Origin of the sequence: Pseudoalteromonas sp. S3776 (genome assembly GCF_005886915.1) — a bacterium.
Lineage (GTDB): Bacteria > Pseudomonadota > Gammaproteobacteria > Enterobacterales > Alteromonadaceae > Pseudoalteromonas.
In genome coordinates, this window is the sequence record NZ_PNCU01000033.1 from 1 (window position 1) to 13,955 (window position 13,955).

At 43.1% G+C, this 13,955-nt stretch carries 9 protein-coding genes; 3 read left to right on the plus strand and 6 right to left on the minus strand.

Annotation, left to right across the window (positions count from 1 at the left end; all coding sequences use genetic code 11):
• Nucleotides 1–300: 300 nt before the first annotated feature.
• Together CWC16_RS13575 and CWC16_RS13580 are read left to right on the plus strand one after the other, a co-directional pair.
• Nucleotides 301–789: a DciA family protein gene (locus CWC16_RS13575; RefSeq protein WP_138541910.1), complete on the plus strand. Its 489-nt coding sequence runs from the start codon at nucleotides 301–303 to the stop codon at nucleotides 787–789.
• A 243-nt stretch (nucleotides 790–1,032) separates the two neighbouring features.
• Nucleotides 1,033–3,108: a M13 family metallopeptidase gene (locus CWC16_RS13580; RefSeq protein ID WP_138541911.1), complete on the plus strand. Its 2,076-nt coding sequence runs from the start codon at nucleotides 1,033–1,035 to the stop codon at nucleotides 3,106–3,108.
• A 79-nt stretch (nucleotides 3,109–3,187) separates the two neighbouring features.
• Here CWC16_RS13580 and CWC16_RS13585 read toward each other — a convergent pair whose 3' ends face one another.
• The 4 genes from CWC16_RS13585 to CWC16_RS13600 form a co-directional block, all read right to left on the minus strand.
• Nucleotides 3,188–4,255: a phosphotransferase enzyme family protein gene (locus tag CWC16_RS13585; RefSeq protein ID WP_138541912.1), complete on the minus strand. Its 1,068-nt coding sequence runs from the start codon at nucleotides 4,253–4,255 to the stop codon at nucleotides 3,188–3,190.
• Nucleotides 4,256–4,260: 5 nt separating this feature from the next.
• Nucleotides 4,261–4,659, minus strand: a complete 399-nt coding sequence (gene mutT / locus CWC16_RS13590) for an 8-oxo-dGTP diphosphatase MutT (protein WP_055014573.1) — start codon at nucleotides 4,657–4,659, stop codon at nucleotides 4,261–4,263.
• A 59-nt stretch (nucleotides 4,660–4,718) separates the two neighbouring features.
• On the minus strand, nucleotides 4,719–7,427 hold the full coding sequence (secA, locus tag CWC16_RS13595; RefSeq protein ID WP_138541913.1) for a preprotein translocase subunit SecA: 2,709 nt from the start codon (nucleotides 7,425–7,427) through the stop codon (nucleotides 4,719–4,721).
• A gap of 365 nt (nucleotides 7,428–7,792) precedes the next feature.
• Complete coding sequence (locus CWC16_RS13600) at nucleotides 7,793–9,820, minus strand: methyl-accepting chemotaxis protein (protein ID WP_138541914.1); 2,028 nt, start codon at nucleotides 9,818–9,820, stop codon at nucleotides 7,793–7,795.
• A gap of 116 nt (nucleotides 9,821–9,936) precedes the next feature.
• Here CWC16_RS13600 and CWC16_RS13605 point away from each other — a divergent pair, with 116 nt between their 5' ends.
• Entirely contained in the window at nucleotides 9,937–10,707 is a 771-nt protein-coding gene (locus tag CWC16_RS13605) for a Rossmann-fold NAD(P)-binding domain-containing protein (protein WP_138541915.1), read from the plus strand.
• Here CWC16_RS13605 and hutH read toward each other — a convergent pair.
• On the minus strand, nucleotides 10,685–12,238 hold the full coding sequence (gene hutH / locus CWC16_RS13610; protein WP_138541916.1) for a histidine ammonia-lyase: 1,554 nt from the start codon (nucleotides 12,236–12,238) through the stop codon (nucleotides 10,685–10,687). The genes CWC16_RS13605 and hutH overlap by 23 nt on opposite strands.
• Before the next feature lie 2 nt (nucleotides 12,239–12,240).
• Complete coding sequence (gene hutU / locus CWC16_RS13615) at nucleotides 12,241–13,914, minus strand: urocanate hydratase (RefSeq protein WP_138541917.1); 1,674 nt, start codon at nucleotides 13,912–13,914, stop codon at nucleotides 12,241–12,243.
• Nucleotides 13,915–13,955 lie beyond the last annotated feature (41 nt).

Sequence of the window (13,955 nt, forward strand, 5' to 3'; positions counted from 1 at the left end):
CGTTTTCAGGGGCTATACGTGTCGCTATCTGCGTTAATTATTTCTCATTTACGACTGCATGGATGCAGAAGGTAGAGCAATGCAGGAGCAATTGCAGAGAGCAACTAAATAGCGAATTTTTTGCCTTGCTATCAACACGTTTATCCATCCTCAAAATAGATCACTTAATTATGCGCATTGGTATAATATTAATTTGCACTAATACTTAATTAGGCAAATTGAGATCCTATAAGCACTCATTTAGGCCAAGTATTTAAGGGCTTGGCTTAAACGTGTTTTATTTAATTGATGAGGTGTTGAATGGCTAAAGATAGGTACGCACCAAAACCCCTAACTGACATTATGGCAGGTCTTAATAATCGCTTATCTGCTTATGCAGGTAAAAGCCAAGCGCTAGATAAACAGCAAGTATTGCTTAAAGAGTTTTTAGGCCCAAAGCTTGCTGAAAAATGCCGTGTAAGTAATTACCGCGATGGCACGCTGATGATCGAAGCTGTATCGGCAGCAATTGCCCTTAAACTTAATTATTTAAAAATGGATATGCAGTCGCATTTTAGAGCGGCAGGCATGGCAGAGCTCGGCCAAATTAAAATTGTCGCAAACCCTCAAGCAACAGCGCGCTTAAGCCCAACAACAGATAAACGAGGCCCCGTAGGCAAAGCACCTGGCAATTCAAGAAAAATGAGCCAGCAAACCTCAGATTACCTTAATGCCATTGCAGCCTCTGCGCCCCCTTCACTCAAAGAAAAGCTAGAGCGCCTTGCTCAGCATGGAAAAAATAAGTCTTAATTGCCCTATTTATGTAGTTGGTAGGGCTATTTTGTTGTCTCGTCTCACGGCAAATACTTTGTTACATATTCTATTTTATTGTTTCTTTAATGGGGTTTATCATACAAATTCGGCGTGTTGTTTTAACCGCCTAAATATTAATTTCATTAAGTGAAAGCATTGCGGGGCGCTTTTTATCTTTCTCTGTGGCGCCATATCTTAATGAAATAGGTATTTTATTCTTTACTAACAAACGGAATAATTATGAAAAAAGTAACTATTACCGCCGCAAGTATTGCACTTGCGCTGGGCCTAGTAGGTTGCGGTGAAAAACAACAAGAAACACAAGTAGCCGATACAGCTACTGTTGCAGCACCTGCAGAAAAAACCCTTGAGCTAGGTGTAGACCTTGCCAATATGGATGAGTCAGTTCGTGCGCAAGATGATTTTTATTATCATGTAAACGGGCAATGGCTTGCTAAAACAGAGATCCCTGGCGACAAGTCTAACTATGGCTCGTTTACACAGTTGTATGAAGAGTCGCAAAAAGCGATGAAAGCAGCACTTGAAAGTGCCGCTAAAAATAGCAATGCTAAAAAAGGCAGCGACGAGTACAAAATTGGTGCTTTTTATAAAAGCTACATGGATAAAGACACACGTGATGAGTTAGGTATTACACCTTTACAATCTTCACTTAATACCATTGATAGCCTAGATTCAAAAGCTGAACTTGCGCCTTTAATGGCTAAAATTCAGCAGCAAGGTGCTAGCTTACCTTTTGGCTGGTTTGTAAATAACGATGCTAAAAATTCAAGTGAATACGCGCTGTACTTATCGCAATCTGGGCTTGGCTTACCTGATCGTGACTATTACTTAAAAGATGATGAAAAATTTACTAAAATTCGTGCATCTTACGAGCAATACATCACAGATATTTTAGCTAAATCAGGCGTTGAAAATGCCGCTGATGCCGCTAAAAGCGTTATCGCATTTGAAAGCGCATTAGCACAGGCACAGTGGAGCCGTGTACAAAGCCGTGATGCCACTAAGTCATACAATAAAATGACTGTAGCTGAGGCAAGTAAGCTAACAGGCGACTTTGATTTAGCTGCGTTTTTCAAAAGCGCTGGGGTAGATACCTTAGACATTATTGTACGTCAGCCAAGCTATTTAGAAGGGTTTGCTGATGTGTACAAAGAAACAGATTTAGCCACGTGGAAAAACTACTTAAAGTTTCATTTTGTAAGTGGTTACGCACAGTTACTAAGCACTGACTTGGTTGATCTTAAATTTGATTTTTATAGCACCACATTACGCGGCGTAAAAGAGCAAGCGCCTCTTTGGAAAAAAGCGGTGGATGCATCTAACAGCGTACTTGGCGAAATTTTAGGTAAAGTATACGTAAAAGATAACTTCCCACCTGAAGCAAAAGCGCGCATGGAAGAGCTGGTAGATAACGTTATTAAAGGTTACGGCGTTGCTATTGAAAACCTTGAGTGGATGAGCCCAGAAACCAAGCTTGCAGCCCAAGAAAAGCTAAACAAATTTACCCCAAAAATTGGCTACCCAGATAAATGGAAAGACTACTCTGAGCTTACAATTAATCCTGATGATTTAGTGGGTAACTACATACGTTATAGCCAGTGGGCTTACAGCGATATGATTGCTAAATTAGGCAAGCCAGTTGACCGCTCTGAGTGGCACATGACCCCACAAACCGTTAATGCCTACTACAACCCAGTAAATAACGAAATTGTATTCCCAGCTGCTATTTTACAGCCACCGTTTTTTAATTTAGACGCCGATGACGCTGTAAACTACGGTGCAATTGGCGCAGTAATTGGCCATGAGCTAGGCCACGGTTTTGACGACCAAGGCGCTAAATACGACGGTGACGGTAACTTACGTAACTGGTGGAGTGAGTCTGACCTTAAACAGTTTGAAGAGCGTACCGGCGCGTTAGTGGCGCAATACAATGAATATAAACCGTTTGAAGATGCCGGTGTGAACGGCGAGCTTACGCTTGGCGAAAACATTGGCGACCTAGGTGGTTTAACGGTGGCTTATAAAGCGTATCAATTATCGCTAGGCGATAACAAAGCGCCTGTAATTGACGGTTACTCTGGCGATCAGCGTTTCTTTATGGGGTGGTCACAAATTTGGCGTCGTAAGTACCGCGATGAAGAATTACGTAACCGCTTAATGACAGACCCGCATTCACCAAGTCACTACCGTGTTATTGGTATCTTGTCGAACATGCCTGAATTTTACGACGCGTTTGACGTAAAAGAAGGCGACAAGATGTATATCAAACCAGAAGACCGCGTAAAAATTTGGTAATTGTTATGCTTTTTGGTTAACTTAGTAAAAACCAGCAAGTGTTTAGCTTGCTGGTTTTTTTATACCAATAACACTGCAGTTATTGCATGAGGATTTTATGCATCCAGCTTTGATTGCTTAAAATATTTTTATACAAAGCGAGTTGGTTTTGCGCACGTTCTAAATTATGTTCTGCATGGGTGGTTTTAAAGTACACGTCGTTATTTAAGTAATCGGTTAAAAACCGTGCACTAAGCATTAGCGGCATAACTTTAGCGCCAAGCAGTAAACTTGCTTGCTCTTTGTTGCTAATTGCCGATTTAAGGGGGGCAAGGTAGCCTTTAACAAGCGCAGTAAATACCTCTTTGCGAATAACCACTTTACCAAGATTAGTTGAATCTTCTGCCTCAGCGCAGCAAAATGTGCGCACCATGTCTCCAAAGTCATAAAGTAAAAAGCCGGCCATGCAGGTATCTAAATCGATAACTGCTTTTGCTTTATATGTATTGCTGCAATACAGCATGTTATTTATTTTAGTGTCGTTGTGGCACACCCGGGTAGGCAAATCAGCTGTTACCTCAGCCAGTTCTTTTACCAAATGCTGTTGTGCAATGCAGTAGTCAATGTCGGTTTTACACTGTTGCAGCCGCTTATTAGTGGCTGTGGCAATGGCTGTATTAAGCTGCTCAAAACGCATGGCTAAGTTATGAAAGTCTGTAATAACAGGGTAGAGACTTGATGCGTCAAAATCGAGCAAGGCACGTGTAAATGTGCCAAATGCAAATGCCGCTTGCTCTGCATGTTTAGGCTCTTTGACGATATCTTCACTTGCACTTTGGCTAATAAAATTAAGCACGCGGTAGTACGCGTTATTAATTATTATAAGGTGTTCACCTTGGTGGGTACTTATATGCTTAACAATATCGAGCGGGTAAGTATTTGCTTGTTGTTTAGCGCTTAAGTGCTGCTCAATTAACTGGGCGTTATTGACCAGTTGTGCTGGATTTTCAAATACATGAGTGTTGAGCTTTTGAACAATAAATTGCTGATCAGCATTGGTGAGCAGCCACGTGGTGTTTATATGTCCGCTGCCTAAAGAGCTCACCTGAGTAAGCTCTGGGTTTAGCGCTAATAGCTCACTTAATTTATTTTGTATTGCTGTATTCATGTGCTTTACGCGTATCGCGCGTGTATTTTTTCAATAATCTCGGCGTTAGCAGCAGGGAACTCATAGTTACTAAGCTCATTAATAGCGACCCATTCACTGGGTTGCCCTTCGGCGCCATGTGCTTCACCGCTAAAGTTACTTACAACGTGAATATCAAGTTTTACACATTTATCGCCGTAGTCATGTTCAATCACCATCAGTTGGCTAGAGCTGTGAATGGTAATGCCAACTTCTTCACTTAGCTCACGCTTAAGTGCGGCAAATACGCTTTCGCCAGCTTCTACTTTCCCGCCTGGAAATTCCCATAAGCCACCTTGATGTTGCTCATTAGCGCGCTTACAAATGAATATAGCATTATTTTTTTTTATTACGCCTACCGCTACGTTAACTATTTTTGTTGTCATGTTTTTCTCCATAAAAAAAGCGACGCTAGCGTCGCTTTTTAATTACATACAATGCGTCGTTACTTTAATTTACCACAACATTGCTTAAACTTTTGGCCTGAGCCACATGGGCACGGATCGTTACGGCCAACTTTAGGCGCTGTTCTTGCCATTACAGTTGCGCTTTGAGGGGCTTCACCGCCTACGTGCTCTGCTTCTTCGTGTTGGTACTCGCGAGGGGCATTTTCACTTTTACGGTGTTGCTCTTCTACTTTTTCAACATCTTCTTCGGCACGAACTTGTACTTTACTTAAAATGCCCACGACATCAACTTTTAAGTTTTCAAGCATTTCGGTGAATAGTTCAAACGACTCGCGCTTATATTCTTGCTTAGGATTCTTTTGTGCATAACCACGTAAGTGAATACCTTGGCGTAAGTGATCCATTGCAGCAAGATGATCTTTCCAGTGTTGATCGAGGCTTTGTAGCATAATCGCTTTTTCAAACTGGCGTAGTACAGAGTCGCCAACTTGTTCTTCTTTTTGCTTGTAAGCTTGTTCAACCGCTTGTTCAATACGCTCACGAAGTTTCTCTTCGTATAGTTTATTGTCATCAGCTAACCACTGTGTGATAGGCAACTCAATCAGGAAGTCTTGTTTTAAGCGTTCTTCAAGCCCAGGGATATCCCACATTTCAGCAAGGCTTTGTGGTGCGATGTATTGATCGATCACCCCATTGAGTACATCTGCGCGAATTGCAGTGATTGTTTCTGAAATATCGCCTTCTTCAAGCAACTCGTTACGCTGGGCGTAAACAACACGACGTTGATCGTTTGCTACATCATCGTACTCAAGTAATTGCTTACGAACATCAAAGTTACGCGCTTCTACTTTACGCTGAGCGTTTTCAATTGCACGGTTAACCCATGGGTGCTCAATGGCTTCGCCGCGTTGCATGCCTAGTTTACGCATCATGTTAGTCATACGCTCGCCGGCAAATATACGCATTAGCGCATCATCCATCGATAAGTAAAAACGGCTAGATCCGGCATCACCCTGACGACCAGCACGGCCACGTAATTGGTTATCTATACGGCGCGATTCATGACGTTCAGTACCAATAATATGTAAACCGCCAGCATCAATTACTGCATCGTGGCGAATTTTCCACGCTGCTTTAATTTCAGCAATTTGTTCATCTGTTGGGTTTTCTAGTTTTTCAACTTCACTGTTCCAGTTACCACCAAGCACAATATCGGTACCACGGCCGGCCATGTTGGTAGCAATTGTTACAGTACCAGGTAAGCCTGCATCCGATACAATGTCAGCTTCTTGCGCATGGAACTTAGCATTAAGTACGTTGTGCTTAATTTTTTCTTTGCGTAAAAACTGCGATAAATACTCAGAGCTTTCAATTGAAATAGTACCTACTAGCACAGGTTGCCCGCGCTCTTGGCAATCTTTAATATCAGCTAAAATAGCTTCGTATTTTTCTTCTTGTGTTAGGTAAACTAAATCAGCGCGATCATCACGGATCATCGGCTTATTAGTTGGCATAACAACCGTGTCTAGACCGTAAATAGATTGAAACTCAAATGCTTCTGTATCGGCAGTACCTGTCATACCGGCTAAGGTTTCGTATAAACGGAAGTAGTTTTGGAAAGTAATTGAAGCCAGTGTTTGGTTTTCGTTTTGAATTTTTACACCTTCTTTCGCTTCTACAGCTTGGTGTAAACCTTCAGACCAACGACGACCTTCCATTGAGCGCCCAGTGTGCTCATCGATAATGATGACTTCGTTTTCTTTAACAACGTAATCAACATCTTTTTGATAAAGCTTGTGAGCACGAAGCGCAGCATACACGTGGCTTAGTAGAGTGATACTACTGGCTGAGTAAAGCGAATCGCCTTCTTCAATTAATCCACGCTCAGTAAGTAGGTCTTCTACTTTAATTTGACCGCGCTCTGTTAAATGAACTTGTTTAGACTTTTCGTCGATAGTGTAATCGCCATCGCCTTCAATGCCTTCTTCGTCTTCTTTTTCTTGAAGCTCTAAAAGCGGCACAATTTTATTGATTTCGATGTATAACTCAGAGCTATCTTCAGCTGGGCCTGAAATTATAAGTGGCGTACGAGCTTCATCAATTAAGATTGAATCCACCTCATCCACTACCGCATAAAACAGTGGGCGTTGTACACGCTCATCAATGCTAAATGCCATGTTGTCACGTAGGTAGTCAAAACCAAACTCGTTATTAGTACCGTAAGTAATATCGGCACTGTAAGCTTGTTTTTTCTGTTGTGGCATCATGCCTGGTACGTTACAGCCTACAGTTAGGCCTAAGAACTCAAATAACTCGCGGTTTGTTTCAGCATCACGTTTAGCAAGGTAGTCGTTCACGGTAATTACGTGCACGCCTTTGCCTGTTAAGCCATTTAAGTAGGCTGGAAGTGTGGCTGTGAGTGTTTTACCTTCACCGGTACGCATTTCTGCTATACGGCCTTGATGTAAAACCATGCCGCCTAATAGCTGTACGTCAAAGTGACGCATGCCATTTACACGCTTTGACGCTTCACGTACCACAGCAAATGCTTCTGGTAGAATGTCGTCAAGGCTTTGTCCGTTATCGTAACGTTCTCTAAACTCAGCTGTCTTAGCTCTTAAATCTTCATCAGAAAGCGCTTCTAATTGCGTTTCTAGCGCGTTAATTAGCGCGACCGTCTTTCTTAGGTTTTTAATAGTGCGGTCATTGCGACTACCAAAAATCTTGGTAAATAAATTAGATATCATGATAAAACCGTTACAATGTATTCTTTGCTAACCGAGTGTCGGCTAACCCATTTTTTACAATTGGTAATTAATATGTACTTTTACATAACCTGTAGAACATATTAATTAGCAATTTTGTATTAAAGAGCATTAAAAGCACTGTTTAATACGTGTGCTACTATACCAGACTCTGCCAAACAACAAACTATCTCGATAAAAAGATGTGTATTTAAAACAGAAAAATTTGATCTGATGCGCAAAAAACTAGTTTTATTACGCCAAAAAATAGCAGCAAGTTGTGAAGATATGGTGTTAAAAAAATTAAAAACAAGAGTATAGGGTGGGTAAGTTTTATACTGAGTTACCCACCCTATGACGTAGTGTATTTAAAGCTTAAACTGATTAACCGTTTTGTTTAAGGCAACGGCTAGGTCGCTTAAATCACGCGCTTCATCTGCTAAAATGTGTGCGTGATCAGCAGTGCTGTTTACTAAGCCATTAATTGCTGCAAGGCTGGTGTTAATGTCCTCTGCTACAACCGTTTGCTGCTCTGTTGAGGTGGCAATTTGGTGGCTTTGGTCTTGCACTTTAGTTACCGACTGAGCAATGTTTTGTAATGAACTTAGCACTTCTTTTGTTTGCGATACTGAGCCTTCTGTTTGCTCTTGCCCTTGCAGCATCATTACCGACGCTTGTTGGGCAATTTGCTGTAAGCGAGAAATCATATTACGTATATCGTCTGTTGATTCTTGCGTACGGCTTGCAAGAGAGCGTACTTCATCGGCAACTACCGCAAAACCACGGCCATGCTCACCTGCACGCGCAGCTTCAATGGCGGCATTAAGAGCAAGTAAGTTGGTTTGATCGGCAATGGAGTTAATTACATCCACCAATGCACCAATGTTATTACTTTCTTGCTCAAGCCCTGCCACCACTTTAGACGCTTCACCTATGTGCAGCGCAAGTTCGGTCATCACACGTTGTGCTTGAGTTGAGCGGTCAGCCCCTTCGGCAGTAATGGCTTGTACTTCTTCGGCGGCGCTGTTGGTATGCTGTGCGTTACGCGATATTTCAAGTACAGTGCTGGCCATTTCGGTCACGGCGGCACTAACGCTGTCTACTTGTTGTTTTTCTTGCTGTATTTCGGTATTGGTTTGGGCTGATACATTTTTAAGCTGCGCTGCGGCATTGGTCAATTGCTCAGCTTGTGCGGCTGTTTCTAACATCATGCCGCGCAGCTTATCAATGAATGTATTCATGTGATTGGCAAGCTGGCCAACCTCATCTTGGCTGTTAATATTAATCTTTTGGGTTAAATCGCCTTCGCCCGATGCAATATCACGCATAATATTAGTTAGCGTGGTAATAGGCTGCGAAATCATGTGGGTTGCCCATAATATCATCGCTAAAATGATCACTAAAATAATCACCACTGCGGTGGTTGTGGTGGTAACCGCTTCATTAACGGGGGCTTCAATCATGCTGGTTGGAATAAGTATACCTACATACCAGTCAAGATAAGGTTGCTCTAGTTGTAAGCGATGATACACCACATAATACTCTTCGCCTTTTAAAGTCACCAATTGGCTGCCTTCAAGGTTGTTACGCATTTGTGCATTAAGCTCTGTAAAGCCTGATGTATTGCTAAACTGGCTTTCAAGGCCATCTAGCCCTTCTTTACCTTTAGGGCCTTCATCGGTGTTAGACAGTTTATGGCCAGTGGCATTTGAAAAGTGCACCACCTTTTGATTGCCATCAAGTAGAAAGCCATAGCCTTGGCCGTTAAAGCGGATACCTTCTACCATGTCGTTGATTTTATTAAGCTGTAAATCAACGCCGCCCATACCAATAAGTTTACGCTGTGCGTTGTATACCGGCTGCTGTACAACTGCCGAGGCAACACCTGTAGTTAAATCGACTGATATAGGGCCCACGTAAAGTTTATTAATTTGCAGGGCTTCTTGCCACCAACCACGTTTATAGGCGTAGTAAGGTTGGCCATTGTAATGGCTGGTACGCTCGTTTTCTTTAAAGTATTCGCCGGTGGTTGCTGAGGCAAAAAACGCCGACAGTATATTTTCGTCATTTGAGCTAATACGTACAAAATCTTGATTAACTTCGTTGTAGCCCGGAGCGTTTTTGATTGGCTGGTCGCGAGTATCCCAATTTTCAAAAAAATTAACTAAGTGGGGATTATTAACGAACGTAGATACCAGCTTGCCATACTTTGCAAAGTAGCTTTGCATTGAAAGTTGTTCGCTTTGTAGGTAGCTTTGAGCTTCGCGCTCAATGTTTACTCTGGAAAGGTTAGCGATGTGATTTACAAAAAATGTTGAAGCAATAATTAGCAAAATGGTGATGGTACCACCAATCAATAATAATATTTTCTTCCGTAATGATAAATTATTTAGCATGAGTGCACATATTATTGTTATTTAGTAGGTGATATCTAATCATATCTTACTTTAAATCTCTATGAAGTTAGATAAAAAGCACTAATTATGCGTTTAAAATGAAGGGTTATGCAAAAATGGAAACAAAAGCTAATAAATTAGTAGTATTAGGCGTAGGCTGGTTAGGTCATGCTTTATGCTTACAAGCTAAGCAAGCCGGTTGGCAAGTACAAGGTACACATAGAAGTGATGAGCATACAGAGGATTTTCAGCGTCAATTTGTCCTTAATGATGGGCAGCTAACACATCAAATAGATTTACACGATGCTTACTGGGTGTGTGCAATCCCCCCACGGAGCAGACACAGTGAAAGTAACTACCCAGAAACACTTAGTGCTGCACTTACTCTTTCTAAACAATTAACTGCCAAAGGCTTTATTTTATGCTCATCTACTGGTGTGTACGACCAAGAGCCGGGTGTTTACACTGAAAGCAGTGAAATAAGCTGCACCAATGAGCGACAAATAAAACTGTTCGATAGCGAAGAAAAAGTACTAGAACAAGACGGTAAGGTACTGCGTTTAGCGGGCTTATTAGGACCTAACCGTGAGCCTGGACGCTTTGTGGCTGGTAAAGAATTAAACTCATCTAGTGAGCAAGTGGTTAATATGGTGCATCAACAAGATGTGATAAACGCTATTTTTGCGGTAATAGAGAACTATAATTCGGGGCAAAATATTTATAACGTGGTGAACCCATCGCACCCGACTAAAGCGAATTATTATGCACAAAAGTGTGCAGAGCATGGCGGTGAAATGCCAACCTTTACCAGTAATGAAAGTGCTGAGCGCAAGGTGCTTGGCTCAGCAATTGAGGCGTTAGGTTTTAGCTATCAGCATGGAATTTAGCATGCGATGGTAGCGGGTTGAGATTAATAAAGTCGCACAACGCCCCCTGTGATAAAAGCGTATTGGTTGCGTCTATATCGGGGGCAAAGTAACGGTCTTTATCGTAGTAACTTACATGCTCGCGCAGCAGAGCTTTTGCTTTTTCTACTTGCGGTGAAGGTTTAAGTGGGGCTCTAAACTCAAGCCCTTGAGCAGCCCCAAGCCATTCAATTGCTAATACCCCGCGGGTGTTATTGGCCATTTCATTTAAGCGCCTTGCTGCAAAGGTTGCCATAGAGACATGATCTTCTTGATTTGCTGATGTTGGCAGGCTGTCTACCGAGGCGGGGTGCGCAAGCGATTTGTTCTCGGAAGCAAGTGCCGCCGCAGTTACTTGGGCAATCATAAAGCCTGAGTTAACTCCGCCATTTTCAACTAAAAAAGGCGGCAGTGTAGAGAGGTTTGAATCAATAAGTAGCGCGATTCTTCGCTCTGCCAGCGCGCCTATTTCGGCAATCGCTATGGCTAAGTTATCAGCTGCCATAGCAACGGGCTCTGCATGAAAATTACCACCGGAGATAATATCGCCCACATCGGCAAATACCAGCGGGTTATCGGTAACGCCATTTGATTCACATAACAACACTTCTGCGGCTTGGCGAATTTGTGTTAAACACGCGCCCAATACCTGAGGTTGGCAACGCAGGCAGTAAGGGTCTTGCACTTTTTCACAGTTTACGTGAGATTGGCTAATTTGTGATTGAGTACTAAGTAGCTCTCTAAATACACTGGCTGTATCGATTTGGCCGCGTTGCCCCCGTATTTCGTGAATGCGTGCATCAAAGGGGGCACGGCTGCCCTTAGCAGCTTCTATGCTAATAGAGCCTATAACACAACTTTGTGTGTATAAATCTTCTGCTTTGAAAAGCCCTTGTAACGCAAGTGCGGTAGAAGCTTGTGTACCATTTAACAGCGCCAGTCCTTCTTTTGCACCTAAAGTTAGGGGCGAAAGGTTTGCAATTTTTAACCCTTGAGCAGCACTTATAATTTCACCTTTGTGACGCATTTTACCTTCACCTAGCAGCGGTAGACACATATGAGCAAGCGGCGCTAAATCGCCCGAAGCACCTACAGATCCTTTTTCTGGTACGCACGGGTAAACTTCACTGCACAGTAGCTTAATAAAAAACTCAATCACCTCAAGGCGTATTCCAGAGTAGCCCCGAGATAGAGAGTTTATTTTTAAGGTCATCATTAACCTTACTGTGCTGTCGTCCATGAGCTCACCAATACCGGCAGCGTGCGAAAGTACAATACTACGTTGAAGTAACTCAAGCTCGTCATCCGCAATTTTTGTATTGGCTAATAAGCCAAAGCCGGTGTTAATACCGTACACCGTTTGGCGTTTGCTTATTACGTTTTGAACGGTTTGTGCGCTGGCGGCTATTTGTGTACTGGCGCCATCGATAAGGTTAAGCGTGACAGCTGAGTCATTAATTTTTCTTAGGGTGTTTAAGTCTAACTGCCCTGGTGTGAGAGTGTGTGAAATCATGACTATTCCTTGTTTAGCATAGGGAGATCGAGATGGTGCTCATGCGCACAATTTTTTGCAATGTCGTAACCTGCATCGGCATGACGCATAACACCGCTGGCAGGGTCGTTCCAAAGCACGCGGGTGATACGCTCTTTTGCTTCATTAGTTCCATCAGCAACAATTACAACGCCGGCATGTTGGCTAAAGCCCATGCCAACACCGCCACCATGGTGCAGTGAAACCCATGTAGCGCCGCCTGCAGTGTTTAATAAAGCATTGAGTATTGGCCAATCCGACACGGCGTCTGAGCCATCTAGCATACTTTCTGTTTCACGATTCGGGCTGGCTACAGAGCCAGAGTCGAGATGATCGCGCCCAATTACAACCGGCGCTTTAAGCTCGCCATTTTTAACCATGTCGTTAAAAGCCAGTGCAAGGCGGGCTCGATTTTTTAAACCAACCCAGCATATACGTGCTGGCAAACCCTGAAATTGAATGCGCTCACGGGCCATATTAAGCCAGTTATGTAAGTGGGTATCTTCTGGGATAAGTTCTTTCACTTTTGCATCGGTTTTATAAATGTCTTCGGGGTCGCCCGAAAGCGCAACCCATCTAAATGGGCCAATGCCTTCACAGAATAACGGGCGGATATAAGCGGGCACAAAGCCCGGAAAATCAAACGCATTGGTAACGCCTGCTTCAAAGGCCATTTGGCGTATGTTATTGCCATAGTCGGTAGTGGCAGCACCGGCTTTTTGCAGTACTAACATGGCTTTTACTTGCACTGCCATAGATTGCTTAGCGGCTTTAACTACTGCTTGTGGGTTTTGTTCACGCATTTTTGCTGCATCTTGCAAGTTCCAACCTTGCGGAAGGTAGCCATTGAGTGGGTCGTGCGCAGAGGTTTGGTCGGTCACGATATCGGGGGTAATGTTGCTGTTTGCCAAAGCAGTAAAAATATCAGCAGCATTACCTAATAAACCTACCGATATAGGGCTGCCTTTAATACACGCATCGGTAATCAGTTCAAGTGCGTGTTCAAGCGTTGTGGCTTTTACATCAACGTAGCCGGTTTTAATTCGAAAATCGATGCGGGTCTCGTCGCATTCAACAACCAGAGCACTAAAACCTGCCATGGTTGCGGCAAGTGGTTGTGCGCCCCCCATACCGCCAAGACCTGCGGTTAAAACCCATTTACCTTTTGCATTACCGCCAAAGTGTTGTTTTGCCATTGCTACAAAGGTTTCGTAAGTGCCTTGCACTATGCCTTGTGAGCCAATATAAATCCAAGAACCTGCGGTCATTTGCCCATACATCATTAGGCCTTTTTTATCGAGCTCATTAAAGTGCTCCCAATTTGCCCAATGTGGTACCAGATTAGAATTAGCAATGAGTACTCGTGGCGCGTTTTCGTGGGTTTTAAATACGCCCACGGGCTTGCCCGATTGCACAAGCAGTGTTTCGTCATTTTCGAGCCTATCAAGGGTTTCAATTATTTTATCAAAGCTTGGCCAGTCTCTTGCGGCACGGCCAATACCACCATAGACCACTAACGCATGAGGGTGTTCTGCCACATCAGGGTCTAAATTGTTCATTAACATGCGTTTAGCGGCTTCGGTTTGCCAACTTTTAGCGCTAATTTTGTCGCCATGGGGCGCGCGGATTTCACGGTGTGTGTCGAGCCGATTGTTCATGAATTGCTCCTGTTGTATATACAAGATGGTCAGCTATAAAA